The organism is Bacillus sp. K2I17 (assembly GCF_002209985.1).
Taxonomy (GTDB): Bacteria; Bacillota; Bacilli; order Bacillales; family Bacillaceae_G; genus Bacillus_A; species Bacillus_A wiedmannii.
Genome location: NZ_NJGF01000013.1, coordinates 1 through 16,550 on the forward strand (window position 1 = coordinate 1; position 16,550 = coordinate 16,550).

14 protein-coding genes are annotated in these 16,550 nt (G+C 36.3%); 3 read left to right on the top strand and 11 right to left on the bottom strand.

Going from position 1 to position 16,550, the window contains the following annotated elements:
- Both CER22_RS16225 and CER22_RS16230 read right to left on the bottom strand, forming a co-directional pair.
- Positions 1-726 (bottom strand): SH3 domain-containing protein (locus tag CER22_RS16225; RefSeq protein WP_179211921.1); only part of this gene is annotated, 726 nt, incomplete at its 3' end.
- Positions 727-1,060: 334 nt separating this feature from the next.
- Positions 1,061-1,552 (bottom strand): nitroreductase, encoded by a 492-nt coding sequence (locus tag CER22_RS16230; protein WP_142293492.1) that lies wholly within the window; start codon positions 1,550-1,552, stop codon positions 1,061-1,063.
- Positions 1,553-1,731: 179 nt separating this feature from the next.
- Here CER22_RS16230 and CER22_RS16235 point away from each other — a divergent pair, with 179 nt between their 5' ends.
- Both CER22_RS16235 and CER22_RS16240 read left to right on the top strand, forming a co-directional pair.
- A complete protein-coding gene (locus CER22_RS16235; RefSeq protein ID WP_060487169.1) occupies positions 1,732-2,112 on the top strand; it encodes a VOC family protein in 381 nt (126 codons plus the stop codon).
- A 23-nt stretch (positions 2,113-2,135) separates the two neighbouring features.
- On the top strand, positions 2,136-2,636 hold the full coding sequence (locus tag CER22_RS16240) for a GNAT family N-acetyltransferase (RefSeq protein ID WP_373452622.1): 501 nt from the start codon (positions 2,136-2,138) through the stop codon (positions 2,634-2,636).
- 139 nt (positions 2,637-2,775) lie between these two features.
- Here the strand turns inward: CER22_RS16240 and CER22_RS16245 are convergent, their stop codons facing one another.
- From CER22_RS16245 to CER22_RS16265, 5 genes are all read right to left on the bottom strand, one after another.
- Positions 2,776-4,212, bottom strand: a complete 1,437-nt coding sequence (locus tag CER22_RS16245) for a GntP family permease (protein ID WP_088609155.1) — start codon at positions 4,210-4,212, stop codon at positions 2,776-2,778.
- 121 nt (positions 4,213-4,333) lie between these two features.
- Positions 4,334-5,125: an enoyl-CoA hydratase gene (locus CER22_RS16250; RefSeq protein WP_088063787.1), complete on the bottom strand. Its 792-nt coding sequence runs from the start codon at positions 5,123-5,125 to the stop codon at positions 4,334-4,336.
- Positions 5,126-5,169: 44 nt separating this feature from the next.
- Positions 5,170-6,774 (bottom strand): ATP-dependent acyl-CoA ligase, encoded by a 1,605-nt coding sequence (locus CER22_RS16255; RefSeq protein WP_088063788.1) that lies wholly within the window; start codon positions 6,772-6,774, stop codon positions 5,170-5,172.
- Between the two features lie 241 nt (positions 6,775-7,015).
- Entirely contained in the window at positions 7,016-8,755 is a 1,740-nt protein-coding gene (locus tag CER22_RS16260; protein WP_088609156.1) for a sigma 54-interacting transcriptional regulator, read from the bottom strand.
- Positions 8,756-9,114: 359 nt separating this feature from the next.
- Positions 9,115-10,161 carry a DUF2332 domain-containing protein gene (locus CER22_RS16265; protein WP_088609157.1) on the bottom strand — a complete coding sequence of 349 codons (1,047 nt, stop codon included), beginning with the start codon at positions 10,159-10,161 and terminating at the stop codon, positions 9,115-9,117.
- 380 nt (positions 10,162-10,541) lie between these two features.
- On the opposite strand from CER22_RS16265, the gene CER22_RS16270 reads away from it, so the two are divergent.
- Entirely contained in the window at positions 10,542-12,044 is a 1,503-nt protein-coding gene (locus tag CER22_RS16270; RefSeq protein WP_000069156.1) for a malate:quinone oxidoreductase, read from the top strand.
- Positions 12,045-12,090: 46 nt separating this feature from the next.
- On the opposite strand, the gene lsrB is transcribed toward CER22_RS16270, so the two are convergent.
- The 4 genes from lsrB to CER22_RS16290 are packed head-to-tail and all read right to left on the bottom strand — an operon-like array spanning position 12,091 to position 16,548.
- A complete protein-coding gene (lsrB, locus tag CER22_RS16275; RefSeq protein ID WP_088609158.1) occupies positions 12,091-13,134 on the bottom strand; it encodes an autoinducer 2 ABC transporter substrate-binding protein LsrB in 1,044 nt (347 codons plus the stop codon).
- Positions 13,131-14,120, bottom strand: a complete 990-nt coding sequence (locus CER22_RS16280) for an ABC transporter permease subunit (RefSeq protein ID WP_142287500.1) — start codon at positions 14,118-14,120, stop codon at positions 13,131-13,133. Before CER22_RS16280 ends, lsrB begins: the two co-directional genes overlap by 4 nt.
- On the bottom strand, positions 14,117-15,070 hold the full coding sequence (locus CER22_RS16285; protein ID WP_060487174.1) for an ABC transporter permease subunit: 954 nt from the start codon (positions 15,068-15,070) through the stop codon (positions 14,117-14,119). Before CER22_RS16285 ends, CER22_RS16280 begins: the two co-directional genes overlap by 4 nt.
- Positions 15,067-16,548 carry a sugar ABC transporter ATP-binding protein gene (locus CER22_RS16290; RefSeq protein WP_097890221.1) on the bottom strand — a complete coding sequence of 494 codons (1,482 nt, stop codon included), beginning with the start codon at positions 16,546-16,548 and terminating at the stop codon, positions 15,067-15,069. Before CER22_RS16290 ends, CER22_RS16285 begins: the two co-directional genes overlap by 4 nt.
- Positions 16,549-16,550: the final 2 nt, after the last annotated feature.

A 16,550-nucleotide genomic window follows, 5' to 3' on the forward strand; every position in this document is an offset into this window, starting at 1 on the left:
TTCTTCTTTTGGCTTTACTACTTCTTGTACTTTCACTTCTTCTTTTGGCTTTACTACTTCTTGTACCTTCACTTCTTCCTTAGGCTTTACTACTTCTTGTATTTTCACTTCTTCCTTAGGCTTTACTACTTCTTGTACTTTCACTTCTTCCTTAGGCTTTGTTACTTTTTGTACTTTCGCTTCTTCCTTAGGCTTTGCTATCTTTTGTGCTTTAACTTCATCCTTAGCTTTAGCTGTTTTGTATACTTTCGCTACTTGCTTCGTTTTCTCTTTAGCTGTTTTTTCAACTGGTGCTGTACTTGATAGGAAAGAAACATTAACATAAGCTGTTTTTCCTTTATACTCAAATTGTAACCAACCGTCTTTTACTTGATGCGTTGATTCAATTACATCATTTGTTTTTAGTCTGCCAAGTATTTCTGATTCTGTACTTGCATCAGAACGGACATTTAACAAATTCGCTGTTACATAATACACATCTTTTGTAAACTCCGCACTTACAAACACTTCTTTACCATTTAAATCAATTTTGGACCATCCTTCTTCCGTATGTATAACCTTTAACTTTTCTCCTTCTTTTACTTTTTTGACAACTTTTGATTCAGTAGTCGGTTTTTCACGTACGTTGAGTACATCTGCTGTTACGATTGTTTCTGCGGTAGCAGTTGTAGTAAATGCTCCCAATCCAAAAACAGTTGCTGTTGCTGCGCCAATTATTTTTTTCATATTAGCCTCCATTATTTTTTTGAATTCTATCAAATACTTCCATAAAATTAGGAAAGCATTTGTAACAGTATATTAATACGACTTAATATACTGCTATTAAAACTCCTTACTCCAATACTATCAAATTCTCATTTTTAATTCTATATATTATAAAGTGAAACTTTAATCATTGGGGGTTTTGTTCATCCCCCAATGATTATTAGTTGAACCAATCGGACGTTTACGGACAGTTGATCTCCCACCTAACTTCTTTGCTCCAACTGAATTTTGAGGTGGGAGTTTTACTGTCCGTTAACGCGGGATAAATCTCACTATCTTCTATAAACTCTTCATACTAAATAGTTGTCACAATTCCTGCCAAAAACAAACTTACGATTGCTAAAAATTTTGTGCCGACTATAGCCCCTCTTAAATGAAACTTATAATCTTTATATTCCTTCATGCCTTCTGTACTAGGAATAACAACAAATCTTGGGGTAATCCAGCAAAAGATTAGCCAATCAATTATAAACAAATCTACTAAATTGAAAATCATTAAAATACCAAAAGTATGTAAATAGGCATCAACATATAATAATTTTTCATGTTTATGTAGTATATATGTAGAAACGACAGGCGTACCGAAAAGAATAGCATTATATGCAATATTAAAGTAGATTGTTTGCTTTTTTTCATGAATCGATTTTGGAAAAACTACCTTTTGAATATCTTTCGGATATTCAGTTAACGAAAGACGAGGATTATAATATAAAGATCCTAAAATCATTACAGATAGTACAATAGACATAATGACACCAACGTACATCATTTGCTCAAATGGATTCATATGCTTCATTCACCTTTTTCTTTAATTACTATGCTTCTCCTTTACTTAATTACATATTGTATGCTCACAAATAACCAAAAATTAATAACACCTTTAACACCCAATCAAAATTCTTGCAATGCAAAAACAATTTTTATAAAGTGAAAGCCAAATTAGTTAAGTAAGGATTGGTGAAAACTATGAAAATAGAACATATTGCAATATGGGTAAATGATTTAGAATTAATGCGTTCTTTTTATACAAAGTACTTTAATGGTAAAGCGAACTCTTTATATCATAATAAAGCAAAACAATTTGAATCTTATTTTATTACGTTCGAATCTGGTGCAAGACTTGAAATTATGCGTAAAAAAGGTATAGAAAAAGAGCCGAACCCCAACATAACTGGCTATGCTCATATGGCTTTCTCTGTCGGTAGTGAAGAACGTGTAAATGAATTAACTACAACATTAAAAAATGATGGTTATCCTTTATTAAATGGACCACGTTTCACTGGAGATGGCTATTACGAAAGTGTGATAAGCGATCCTGAAGGTAATCAAATTGAAATTACGATTTAATTTATCTTTTTTCTGAAGAACAAATGAAAATTAGTTTGGAGGAATATTATACAAAAGCTAAATTTGAAGAAACAGATTTTAATTTATATTTCCAACTCGTATTCAATAAAGAAGTAATGGCGCAAATTACCGAACGCGCTATTCCGTTAGATGAAGCGAAAAATGACTTTACAAGGCTGGTAAAGCGCAATGAAAATCATCAACTATTCGGCTCTTGTAAAGTATATGATTCTATTACAAATGAGTATATCAATCTTGGACATGTTACGGTAAACGAGGATAATGTTAAAGAGGCTGAAATTGGTTATATGCTTTTGCCAGAGCACTGGGGAAAAAGGTATAGTAGTAGGATTGCAAAGGAACTAATGAATATAGCGAAGCAGACAGATATAAAGGTACTAAAAGCAATTATTGATCCAAATAATATCCCCTCTCGCAAAATTTTAATAAACGTCGGTTTTACCTCTGAAAAAGTTTGTGAGATTGATGGATTGCCTAGGGAGGTTTTGAGTATATATATTTAACTAAATAAAAGGCAATACTACTAGTAGTATTGCCTTTTTCTCTTAGCCATCATTTCATGGAATGACGGCTTTTTCTGATTACTATTATTCATAATTAATTGATAGATACATTCTTTTTAACTGACGATCAAGTTACCTATTATACAATAGAAAACATCATATACACTCCAACAACGAAGAATACGGCAAGGGTCTTAATTATCGTAATACCAAATATCTCTTTATAAGCTTCCCGGTGCGTTAATCCTGTAACCGCAAGTAAAGTTATAACTGCTCCGTTATGAGGTAAAGTATCCATCCCTCCTGCCGCCATTGCAATTACACGATGCAGCACATCTAACGGAATATCAAAGTTCGCTGCCGCTTCAATATATTTTTCAGCCATTAAACCTAATGTAATACTCATTCCACCCGAGCCTGATCCCGTCAGCCCGCATAATATATTCGTCATGACCGCTCCGCTAATTAATGGATTTGAGAAAGTCCCCGTTAAATAGTTTTGAATCATGACAAATCCAGGTAAAGCTGCTATAACGGCACCAAATCCATACTCGGCTGCAGTGTTCATAGCTGCTAAGATTGAACCACTCACACCAACGCTTGTAATTGATTGAAAATGATCTTTTACCGCTTGGAAGTTTAATAATATAGCAGATAATATTCCGATAAGAAGTGCCATTTCCACTGACCAAATCCCCACAACTTGTCCCATATCAATTGTTCCGTACTCCTTCAAACCTATGGATGCAAAATCAAATCCCTTTGTATACCAAACAGGAATGAATGCTGGAAAGACTTTATTCATCACTCCAACCAGTACAAGCGGAAGAAATGCTATCCAGTAACTAATTGGAATTACATCGCCCGAAGCAATCGGATTTTGCACCAATTGCGCGCTAGTTGTAGCAGCCATCTCAGAAGTAGCATCGCCTTTTCCGAAGTACCCCTCCCCCTTAGCAGCAGCCTTCTTCCTACATCTTTCCAAATACAACATACCACATATGAAGATAAACAGTGCTCCTATAATTCCTAATGTAGGAGCGGCATAAATATCTGTTTTAAAGAACGTAGTTGGAATAACATTTTGAATTTGAGGCGATCCAGGAAGTGAATCCATCGAAAACGTAAATGCGCTGAATGCGATTGTTGCAGGAATGAGACGTTTCGGAATATCCGCCTCACGAAATAATTGCGCTGCAAATGGATAAATCGCAAATACTGCGACAAATAAACTGACACCACTGTATGTAAGAATCGCTCCCATTAATACGATGGAAAGAATTGCTCTTTTCACGCCTATAAAGCGGATAATAATTTTCGCGATTTTTTCTGCTATTCCAGTGATTTCTACCACTTTACCAAATATCGCTCCAAGCAAAAAGACAGGAAAATATAATTTTATAAATCCGACCATCTTCGCCATAAAAACATTAGAAAAGAATGGTAAAACATTTGCCGGTTCTGTTAAAAACACAGCGAGCAACGCACATAACGGAGCGAATAAAATGACTGAGAATCCTCGGTAAGCAACAAAAATAAGCAAGCCAAGCACTAACAATACAATCAATAAATCCATAACCCCAATCCCCCTCAATAATATGGATTTTTTAACTTTGTATCCTTTTCTGTTTGTATATATTTTGGTAATGCCTGCCGGAGGCAGGCATTACTTTTTTGCATATTATAGTTATAGCTTTTTATTTATGATGAAAGATTGGTGCCCTCTTTTCTATAAAGGCCTCCACTCCCTCTCTTACATCACTTGTTTGAAACACATGTCCGAAATTCTCAGCTTCTATTTTTAATCCTTCCTCAAGAGAAGCAGATAATCCCTTATTGATAGATTGCTTCATCAAGGATAAAGCAGGAAGAGAAAACCGAGCCATCTTCACAGCTAGTTCCTTCGCCTTATTCAGCGATTCGCCACGCGGAACAACATGATTCACCAAACCAACTCGCCAAGCTACTTCGGCAGTGAGTGGTTCACCAGTAAACATCATTTCTTTCGCACTTGCAGTTCCAATTAATCGCGGTAAACGTTGCGTTCCTCCTGCACCTGGAAACAAACCTAACTTCACTTCTGGAAGCCCGATTTGGGCGTGTTCTTCTATAATCCGTAAATCACATGATAAAGCTAATTCACACCCGCCCCCAAGCGCTAATCCGTTAATAGCAGCAATTACAGGCTTGGGCAATCTTTCTATTTTATTTAACGGATTCTGAAGCCACATTGATTTTCCCTCTGCATATTCACTCCCTTTTCCAATCCATTCCGGAAACGACTTAATGTCTCCTCCTGCAACGAAAGCCTTTTCTCCAGCTCCAGTTAGAAGTACAACAATTACTTCATCATCCTGTTCTATTTCACCGACTACTACCGTCAGTTGATCTATCACAACACTGCTCAGTACATTCACAGGAGGATTATCAATGATAATCGTTGCGACTCCATTTTCTTTGGACCATGTAACAACCCGCTTATTTTCCAATTCAATCCCTTCTTTCTAATATGTAATAAAGTAAAATCAGCACATCAACTCGTTCTTTTAATTACATAACCGGCCTGTTCGCGATCCCAAGCGCTACCAATCCCTTCCTCCTTCAGCTTGAACTTTTGGATCCGTTCCGTCGCTGTTTTTGGGAAGGTTTCACTGAACTGAACATATCGAGGTACCATAAAATAAGCCATACGTTCTTGACACCAATCTATAATCTCTTCATGGGACATCGTTTCATCTTTCTTTACAATCACATATAATTTAACATCCTCCTCTCCCACTTCTGATGGGACACCGATGGCCGCCGATTCAAGTACTTTCGGGTGATTATTCACAACTTTTTCGATTTCCCAAGAGGAGATATTTTCACCACGTCTTCGGATACACTGTTTAATTCGATCACAAAAATATAAGTAACCCTCCTCATCTAGATAACCTCGATCTCCTGTATGGAACCATCCCTCCTTCATTGCCTCCTCTGTTTTATCAAACATTTTATAATAACCTTCCATGAATGCTTGTCTCTGTAAGGAACGAATAAAAATCTCTCCAATTTCACCAGTCCGTGCTTCATTTCCATCCTCATTAACAATCTTCGTCTCTACGTAAGAATATGGTTTTCCTATAGAAGGTGGCTTATTGGCATACAATGGATTCGTTACACAAAAACCCGTTGTTTCCGTTAATCCGTAACCTTCTACAATCCGAACGCCAAACCTCTCCTCAAACGGCTTCCAAAATTCCTTAGGCGTAGCAGCACAAGCTGTCACCCTTACTAAATTTTCATTATCATCTTCCTTTTCCGGCTGCTTACAGAGAATAGGAATCATAGATCCTAAAGAATTAAAAATGGTTGCGCCATGACTGCGAATTTCATACCAAAATCTAGAAGCACTAAACCGCTTACCTAGAGCAATCGTAGCATTGGAAGAAATGGATCCAAGTACTGTATGGGCCTGGGCGTTTATATGAAATAACGGAAGCGCTGTAAATAAGACATCTTTTGAACTTGCGCCAACCATATAGTTGGCAAATGACTGCGCAGAATTTACATAAGCAGAATGACTTAACATAACCCCTTTAGGTAAACCAGTCGTCCCAGAGGTATAGAGGATACTGTTAATAGAAGTGGAGGAAACAAATGCAGTTGGAAGGTGATGATTATTTGTATTTAGTACATCTTTCAATTCGATTACTAACCACTCTTTGCCATCACCTGCAATGACTACGCTTTCATTTTTTCCGTAAGCAACAATTTGAATGTCCCTATGTATAAATGACAAACAAGAGGCAATTTGAGGAACAAATTCCTTATCAACGATAATTAACTTACAATCAGAGTGAGATATAATATACTGCAAGCCTTCTCCTTTTAAATGCACATTCAGAGGCACCGCAATTGCTCCCATAAAAGATAAAGCAAACCATACATCCAGATATTCAGGAGTGTTATGAAGCATAATACAAACTTTGTCTCCTTTTTGAATACCGAGCTCACAAAACCCCGCTATAGCTCTTGTAATTCGATGATAAAGTTCCTCATATGTAACCCTTTGTTCTTCAAATTGTAAATATACTTTACTTGGTGTTTTTTCGATACTTTGCATAATAAAATGCGGTAAGCTATGATTTTCTAGCATTTAATTCCATCCCCTTCCTACTAAAATCTTTTTTTATTTATATAGCAAGAAACATGCCAAAAATCGACTCATTACCTATTCCCTTATTCCTTCGTAATCTCCCTTACTTTTCTAACCTCACATGTCGCATTTGCGCTACAAACATTAGCAACCATGTCGCATCTATAAGAAAATGTCGCAAAAAAGAGACAGTGTTTATTACTACAAACAAAAAAAGGGCCTATTTGCCCTTTACTTTCCTTCACGATATTTCGTATTTCTCTATTTTTCGATATAAGCTGGCCCGATGAATTCCTAAAAGCTCGGCTGCCTCTTTTACATTTCCAACTGTTTTTTCCAAAGCTCTCGTAATCGCACGTTTTTCAGCGGATTCCACTTCCGCCTTCAGTAAATAACTCATCTCATGGTTCTCATGGCCCATCGTAAATATTTCATGGATTAACTCTTCTTCCAAATCTTTTTTTCGTAAATAGGCAGGAAGATGATGCACTTGAATAATCATTCCTTCTATAACATTCATCGCTCGTTCTAATACATTCTCTAGCTCCCTAATATTCCCTGGCCAATCATGCTCCATAAATAAATCTCTTACTCTCTCATCCAATGAAATAACGTTACTACCTAGCTCACCATTCAATTTCTTAATTAAAAATTCCGTTATATGTATCATATCTTCTTTTCTCTCTCGCAACGGAGGGATATCAATTTCAAACACATTCAGCCTATAATATAAATCCTCCCTGAACTCCCCACTTTGCACCATTTCACGGAGATTTCGATGTGTAGCCGCAATGAAACGGACATCAATCTTTTGAATTTTTGTACCTCCAATTCTTTCAATCTCTTTCTCTTGCAATACACGAAGCAACTTCACCTGCATGTCCAATGACATATCACCAATTTCATCTAAAAACAATGTTCCCTTATGAGCTAACTCAATCTTCCCAGGCTTACCGCCTTTTTTTGCTCCTGTAAAAGCCCCTTCTTCGTATCCAAACAATTCAGCCTCCAAAAGATCCCTCGGAATCGCAGCACAATTCAAGCGAATAAATGTGCCACTAGCACGCGGACTTGCACGATGTACCGCATGTGCAAAGAGCTCTTTTCCTGTACCACTTTCTCCTCTTATCAAAACGGTAGACCGACTTTTAGAAACCTTTAAAGCCATCATTTTGACTTCTTTCATTTTTGCACTCTCTCCTATAATGCTTTGAAAGGAAAGTCGCCTTTCTTGCAGCCGCTGTAATTCAGTTTGATAGTAAGATAACTTTGATTCCATTTCACTAATTTGATCTCCCAAAGCTTTAAACTGCTGTATATCATGAAACATAATTTTACCAATTGCTCCAATAATCTTGCCTTCCTTGATGATAGGTATGCGCGTTGCGATTATATTCCGATTACTTATACGCTGGATATGCCCAATTTCCATCTGTCCCGTCTTTACGATAATATGCATCCTCGTATTCTCAACAACCTCCGTACAATGCTTACCAATCGCTTCCTTCGGATCATCAATCCCTAAAAATTGTGCATAAGAACCACTTAAAAAATTGACAATTCCTTGTTCATTTACCCCTAGAATGCATTCAGACAGTAAATTTAGGGCACTTTCATATCGACTTATGATGCTTTCCAAAGACTGTATACTTTTCCCCTTACTTTCCAGAATGGCAATTGATCCGTATTCTGTCTCATTCCGATATACATGGGATTCATTCACAATTAAAACTTGGTTGCCACTCCTACATTCATACCTGTACAAACTATCCTTTTGATTCACTACTAACTTTTTACGATCAGGAATAATCGTTGATATATGCTCACCTATTATTTCATTTTCTTTTTTCTGTAGCATGCTACAGAATAGTTTGTTGCTATATGTGATGATTCCATCATGACTTATAACAGCAATTCCGTTATTCATTACCTGAAGAGCCTGACTAGTTACCTGCAAATTCATTCGTTCGTCCATATGCATTTGAAAGCCCCCTATCCAATTGCGCTCGTTCTCGCATGTATTATATATTCATTTTAAATATTTACTTTCCCTTGGTTTTTCCATTTGAAGTTATAAATTATTAAACTAGTAATATAGCCCATTAACCAGTGGCTTCTTTTTTTGGCACTAGCAAGAGTTTTATAATCTACTTTCTTTAGCTTCTTTTGAGAGAAGATTATTTCATGGGCTATTTGCAACATGCAGCAGGGACATGTTTAACACTTAATTGGATACATAAAGCAAGTTTAATAAAAATAAAAAACAGTTGACGGATTACCTTCTGTCAACTGTTTTTATTACGAATATTGGTGACGAAACCCATAATTGTTAGGTTTCCTTTAGCATAAAGTTCGGTCTCCAATTTTCCAGCTAAACCATCTCCCATGCCCTTCGGTTTCTCCAACCGTTTCACGATATTCGTTTCCGTTAATATAATAATCAATATGAAGGTCCCGGTCCCACATGTTGTTATATAGGTGGAATACATCACGTTTTGCACCGATTTCTTGGATTTGTTTTTCTAACTTACGTTTTACTTGTTCAGGTATTTGATTTGCGACGTGTGTATGGAAAATACAGATTATAGCATCTTTACTTATTTGTTCGATGATAGATGGCAATAGCTCCACACCGTCTCCTTCTATTAATTGAACAGATTCAGTTTTCACTAAAGATGCTGCTTGGTCAAACATTTCAAGTCTTTCTTTATGCTCTGGCCAAATGAGTGCACGTAGCCACAAATAATCTTCATTACTATGTAAATCATTTACATGTAAATCTAGTCCTATTCTTTCTGCGACAGATGGACTTTCTTTTAGAAAACGAGGCACATTCTCTCCTCTTATTTCAGAAGTTACATGCACATTCGAGTTTATATTTCCGTATGTTACATCTGTTCCATACGAATAGCTATATTGATCCCAGAACAGTTGTAATCCAGAACTTGTCCCAATTTCAATTAACGCTAATTGTTTTTTCACTTTATTAAATATGTAACAAAAACTTGGGTATAAGTACGCACATCGCCTTACTTCATTCGTTTGAACGAGTTTCGTTTGTAATAAGGTAATGATTTCTTCTCGATACGTTTTACAGAAATCTTTAAAATAATCAAAAGCTTGATTTAAATCCGTATTAGCATTTTCAACTAAGCTACTGTAATACATTTTTAAATGATGTTCTTTCCCTGATAGTAATAAATAATGTACAGCACCTAATAATAAGTTTGGAATTGGTTGGCCTACTTGAGCGTAGGAAGATAGTGTAAGTACTTCCTCATCTTCAGCAATTTTTATTGATAAGTATTCATATAAATCACTTGACCCTTTACATTCCTTTATTGAAAAATTTCGAAATAAGTTTGCGATTTGTTCTTGTGTACGCATTGGTATCCCTCCTTTTCATTTTACAGAATAACCATACTATTATCAGAGGTAAAATTCCATAAAAAGGTATCCTTTCTACCCATTCTACGATACGTAAGCTTTTTCGGGATAATTTCAAACTGTAATTTTTTTCTATTTATCACCTTAAAAGAGCTTGTTAAATAAGATTTTTGGCGAATAAAACGTTAAATAGTTTAAAATTATCAGATAACACTAGATATTTTAGTCTATTAATTATTATAATAGAGTATGAGATGGTTATACAATTGAGACAAAAAAGGTAAATACCTAGGTGGGGCCTAGGCGGTGTTTCTCTTTTACGGCTTAGACATAGAAAACACCTACTCTTTTTTGCCAATATAGGGGATGGAGAGATTATCATGAGCAACATGCAGCAAAAAACAGACGTTATCTTAATTGGTGCAGGAATTATGAGTGCAACGTTAGGCTCATTACTAAAAGAATTAGCACCTGAATGGGAAATTAAAGTTTTTGAAAAACTCGCAAGTGCCGGGGAAGAAAGCTCTAATGAATGGAATAATGCAGGTACAGGGCATTCTGCGCTATGCGAACTGAACTATACTTCCGAAAAATCTGACGGATCTATAGATATTAGTAAGGCTGTAAAAGTGAATGAGCAATTCCAGCTTTCAAGACAATTTTGGGCATATCTTGTAAAAAGTAAATTAATTCGTAATCCACAAGATTTCATTATGCCTCTACCTCATATGAGTTTAGTACAAGGTGAAAAAAATGTTGAGTTTCTAAAAAACCGTTTTGAAGCGCTTTCAAAAAATCCACTGTTTCAAGGTATGGAATTTTCCGATGCTCCTGAAACATTAAAAAAATGGCTTCCACTCATTATGGAAGGACGTACACCTAACGAACCAATGGCTGCAACGAAGATTGATTCTGGAACAGATGTTAACTTCGGTGCATTAACACGTATGTTGTTTGATTACTTACAAACGAAAAATGTCGAGCTAAACTACAAACATAGTGTCGAAAATATTAAACGCACAAAGAATGGTTTGTGGGAAGTAAAAGTACACGATATGAATAGTGGTAAAATTGAGCATCACACTGCAAAATTCGTCTTTATCGGCGGCGGTGGCGGTAGTCTACCTCTGCTACAAAAGACTGGTATCCCTGAATCAAAACATATTGGTGGATTCCCTGTAAGTGGACTATTTATGGTATGTAAAAACCAAAAAGTTGTCGAGCAACATCATGCGAAAGTATATGGTAAAGCTAAAGTTGGCGCTCCGCCAATGTCTGTACCTCACCTTGATACGAGATATATAGACAATAAAAAAGCTTTACTATTTGGACCGTTCGCAGGGTTCTCTCCTAAGTTCTTAAAAACTGGCTCAAACCTTGACTTAATTGGTTCTGTAAAACCAAATAACGTCTTAACGATGTTAGCTGCTGGTGTAAAAGAAATGGGATTAACAAAATACTTAATTCAGCAAGTTATGTTATCTCACGAAAAACGTATGGAAGAATTACGCGAATTCATTCCGAACGCGAAAAGTGAAGATTGGGATATTGTAGTTGCTGGGCAACGTGTACAAGTAATTAAAGATACTGATGCTGGCGGTAAAGGTACACTTCAATTCGGTACTGAAGTTGTTAGTGCAGCTGACGGCTCAATCGCTGCATTACTAGGTGCTTCACCAGGTGCCTCTACTGCCGTTCACGTCATGCTTGAAGTATTAGAAAAATGTTTCCCGAGCCGCATGGTAGAATGGGAAGAAAAAATAAAAGAAATGATTCCTTCTTATGGCATTTCACTAACTGAAAATCCAAGATTGTTCCAAGACCTTCACACTTCTACAGGTCGTACGCTTGGATTAAATGAAAAAGAAACGGTTCATAATTAAAGAAGTTATTAAAAAACGTCCGATTTATTCGGACGTTTTTTTGTTACTAAAAATTATATTTATCAATATTCTCTTTCGTAAATACAACCCGCTCTGGTAATACTATAATTCCATTTCCTTCTGCTTCATAATCATAACCTTGGATGGAGTTTGGCTCTACTTTCACTTTTCCGATTCCTTTTACTTCGAAACTATCCCCTACTTTTAACTTCTTCCCTTTTACTACTATTTCATTTGCTACATACGTTGCGAGTGCACCTTGTTGTTTTACATCCCATAATCCAAATTGTTGTACTGTTCCACGTTTTACGTAATCACGCATAACGTTTGGTGTGGAAAAACCAGTTACGACTACTTTTTTATCCATTTTTAAGTTTTCAGCTGCTTGTGCCATCGCTGGTAGTGCCGTTGCATCCGGGCAAATGACTGCATTAATATCTGGATATGTTTTTAAAATGTTCTCTCCTACAGATAAAGATTTTTGCGCATTATTTTCACCATACTGCGCCGTTACAATTTCCCAGCTTGGATATTTCTTTTTAATAATTTCTTTCGCTTTCGTTACCCATTGGTTTTGATCCGTTACTGTTGGGCTAGAATAAAAGAAAGCTACTTTTCCTTTATCTCCAATTTGTTTGGAAGTCATTTCAATTAATAAATTAGCAAGTTGATCTGGTGTTCCTTGGCTTATATAAAATGATCGGTCTTTCGGATTCACATCAGAATCCCACGTTAAAACAGTCATTCCTTTTTTCTTAGCTCGTTGCAATGATTGCGATAGACCATCTACTGAAGTAGATGAGACCATAAGTGCATCATAGTTTTGATTAATAAAGTTGTTTATATATTTCACTTGCCCTGATACGCTTGCTTCAGACGGTCCATCATATTTCACATGTACGCCTAACTTATCTCCCATCTCTTTTGCTCCTTCACCGCCCGATGTAAAGAAGCCAACTCCAGTTAATTTCGGAATGAATGCAAATTTCACATCATCTGCCCTTTTCTTATCTGCCGTTTGACTAGAGCAAGCGATTAAACCGATTAAACAAATGCATACAATGAATACAATCCCCAGTTTTCTCTTCATGACATTTCCCCCTTATGCAAGTTCTTTCTTTTCCACGGTGTGAATTGATGTAATTTGAAATGTCTCATAATAACTGAAAGAATAAGAATAATACCAATAACTACGTTAGATTGTTCATTTGTTAAACCCGTCATTTGCAAGCCATACTGCATTAACCCAATAAAAATACTCGCCAGTACAGTACCGATAATACTTCCTTTTCCCCCTGTAATAAGTGTCCCGCCTAATACGACTGCTGTAATGATTGGTAAAATCGTTTCACTTCCCATATCAGCACGTGCGGAGCCGAAATATGCAGTTAAGAAAGCGCCTCCTAATCCACCTCCTAACCCGGAAAGTATGTAAGCGATGATGACTACTTTTTTCGTTTTGATCCCAGTGTATTTTGCTGCATTTTCGTTTGCACCAGTTAATTTGACGTGGCGCCCATAAATAGTACGGTGAAACAATACAGTGCATAAAATCGTTAATATAATCAATAACCATAATAAATTCGGTATCCCTATAAAACTACCGTTTGCCAGTTGTACAAATGCGTCAGGCAAACCACCTATCCCTTCATATCCAGAAGCACCTGCCCCTCCTGAAATGACGAGTGCAATTCCGCCGTATAAAAACATTGTTCCGAGTGTAACGACAAGTGGCTCTACGTCTGTCATTTTTATAATGAATCCGTTTAAAGCTCCTGCTAAACAGCTGATTAAAAGAGCTAATATGACCGCTAGCAAAATAGGTATTCCATTCATCCAAAGTACACCAATTATAATCGAAGTTAACCCCATAATAGATCCTACAGAAACGTCAATTCCTCCTGTTACAATAACGAAAGTCATTGGTATCGCTGCGATTGCTATAAATAGAAAATCATTTGTACTAAAAAGGAGATTACTAATATTTAAGAAATCACTACTTATAAAACTAAAGAGAATGAATTCTATAAAAAGTAATACAATTAGAACACCTTCCCATCTGTACAAATACTTCATAGATTCATCCTCCTTTCCGCCTTCCACTTTTTCATAACACTATCTAATATAACGATTACTAATAATAAAAACCCTGAAATAGCATTATTCCAAAACGCAGGTATTTTTAAAAAGACAAGTGAACTACTAATCGCCTCTAAAAATACTGCTCCTAATGCAGCTCCAACTATAGAACCCGTTCCTCCTTTTAAATGAATTCCCCCTAGTACAGCAGCTGCGATAACCTGTAGTTCTATCCCGGTACCTGTTTGATTTGGTACGAACCCGATATTCATGACAAATATGCAACCAGCGAGAGCAGCGCTTATGCCAGATATAATAAACGCATATATCTTCACTTTATTAACTGGTATACCAATGAGTCTCGCGCCATCTTCATTATCACCTACCGCATAGAAGTATCTTCCGAATGGCACTTTCCTTAAAAAGAAGTATAGTAGTAGTAAAATAATAAGAACAACCCATACAATTATCGGCAAACCAAATATGACGATCGATGACAGTTGCTTAAAATTGTTTGGTATGTCTTCAATCCACTTTCCGCCTGTGAAAATTAACATCGCACCTCTAATGATCCCTAACATACCTAATGTCATAATAATAGCTGGTACCCGAAACTTCGCAACGCCAATCCCATTTATAAAACCGAGAATAGCGCCAAGTAAAATAGCAGCAAGTATGGACAAAAATGCATGATATCCATCCGTTAACAACATCCCGCAAACAGCTGCGCTTAATCCCATAATTGAACCGACTGATACGTCTATATTTTTCGTAAATAAGACGAACGATTGGCCAATTGCTAGCACAACTAAAATAACGCTTGATTTCATCATTAAAGATAACGAGTTAAGCTGAACGAAACTTGGATTTATCATTCCGACAATGGCAATGTAAATGAGTAATAATAGTATGATAGATGTTTCGTGCATTTTATACATACGTTTCATTCCGTTACACCTCCGTATGCAAGACGTGTAACTTCATCTACAGTCATATTTTGTTTCTCTAAATGAGAAACAAATTGTCCATTTCGCATTACATATACACGATTTACTAATTGAACAATTTCTTCAACATCGGAAGAGATTAATAATATTGCGAGTCCTTCCCTTTTCATTTTTTCTATCGTCTCATATACTTCAATCCTTGCTTTCGCATCAATTCCGCGAGTCGGTTCATCAAGAATAATAATTTTTGGATTACACGCAAGATATTTTGCAAGCACGACTTTTTGCTGATTACCTCCCGATAAAGATGCTAGAACTTCATCCATGCTTCGTACAACAATTCGAAACTGTTCTATATACGCCTTCAATAAAGCGCTTTCTTTTTCTTGGTTAATGAAAAATCGACTATTCTGATGTAAACTTGCTGCAGTCATATTTTCTTTAACCGATGCAATTGAGAAAATACCATTTCTTGCTCTATCCTCTGGCACATAAACTAATCCCTCGCTAAGTCTTTTATGCAAAGAGCATGAATCAATTGATTTTCCTTCTAATAAAATAGAACCTGATTTTATAGACTTCAATCCAAATATGGTTTCTGCTAATTCCGTTCTGCCTGATCCAACAATGCCAGCAATTCCTACAATCTCTCCAGCATGTACAGTAAATGATATATTTTCGAATGCGTGACTCGTTATATCAATTACTTCTAATATTTTTTTCGTTTCTTTTGTCTCTTGCACTATTTCTCTTTTCTCTTCTTGTTTATACCCTTTCGGCAATAACCCCTCCATTAGCATGTCATATGTATAGTCACATACATCACCTTGGCTTACAATCATTCCATCACGTAATATCGCTACTTTGTTGGCAATTTCAAAGATTTCTGGAAAGCGATGCGTAATATATATCATTCCAATTCCTTTTTCTTGTAAACTTTTCATCAGCACAAAAAGACTCTTTATTTCGTGAGTTGTTAATGTCGATGTTGGCTCATCTAAAATAAGAATCTCGGCTTGCCGTATTAATCCTCTAACGATTTCTACTAACTGTTGCTGCGCAATGGATAGTGATCCTCCTAATTCTTTAAGGTCAATATCCCATCTTAAACTGTCAATCAATTGCTGAATCTTTACTTTTAATTCCTTTTTCTTCCCTTTTAGTCCGATACATATATTTTCTTCAATGGTCATATGCGGAAAAATGAGTGGTTCTTGTGGTATTAAGTAAATCCCTTCTCGGTGTGCTTTTTCCGGATTTACAAACTGTTTCCTCATTCCTTTTACATACATTTCTCCACTATCATACGAATATAACCCCGTTAATATTTTCATTAATGTTGATTTTCCAGCACCATTTCCTCCAACTAAAGCGTATATATCGCCACGCTCTACTTGTAAGTTCACCTCTTTTAACACATGTTGATTTGAAAACGCCTTACTCATTTTCTTTACATGTAATAAAGGTACGTTCTCCACAT

Excerpts from the sequence above, each read along its gene's own strand:
- lsrB (WP_088609158.1), bottom strand. The coding sequence starts at position 13,134 with ATGAAGAGAAAACTGGGGATTGTATTCATTGTATGCATTTGTTTAATC.
- CER22_RS16240 (WP_373452622.1), top strand. The coding sequence starts at position 2,136 with ATGAAAATTAGTTTGGAGGAATATTATACAAAAGCTAAATTTGAAGAA.
- CER22_RS16270 (WP_000069156.1), top strand. The coding sequence starts at position 10,542 with ATGAGCAACATGCAGCAAAAAACAGACGTTATCTTAATTGGTGCAGGA.
- CER22_RS16255 (WP_088063788.1), bottom strand. The coding sequence starts at position 6,774 with ATGCTAGAAAATCATAGCTTACCGCATTTTATTATGCAAAGTATCGAA.
- CER22_RS16235 (WP_060487169.1), top strand. The coding sequence starts at position 1,732 with ATGAAAATAGAACATATTGCAATATGGGTAAATGATTTAGAATTAATG.
- CER22_RS16280 (WP_142287500.1), bottom strand. The coding sequence starts at position 14,120 with ATGAAGTATTTGTACAGATGGGAAGGTGTTCTAATTGTATTACTTTTT.
- CER22_RS16245 (WP_088609155.1), bottom strand. The coding sequence starts at position 4,212 with ATGGATTTATTGATTGTATTGTTAGTGCTTGGCTTGCTTATTTTTGTT.
- CER22_RS16285 (WP_060487174.1), bottom strand. The coding sequence starts at position 15,070 with ATGAAACGTATGTATAAAATGCACGAAACATCTATCATACTATTATTA.
- CER22_RS16230 (WP_142293492.1), bottom strand. The coding sequence starts at position 1,552 with ATGAATCCATTTGAGCAAATGATGTACGTTGGTGTCATTATGTCTATT.
- CER22_RS16260 (WP_088609156.1), bottom strand. The coding sequence starts at position 8,755 with ATGCATATGGACGAACGAATGAATTTGCAGGTAACTAGTCAGGCTCTT.
- CER22_RS16265 (WP_088609157.1), bottom strand. The coding sequence starts at position 10,161 with ATGCGTACACAAGAACAAATCGCAAACTTATTTCGAAATTTTTCAATA.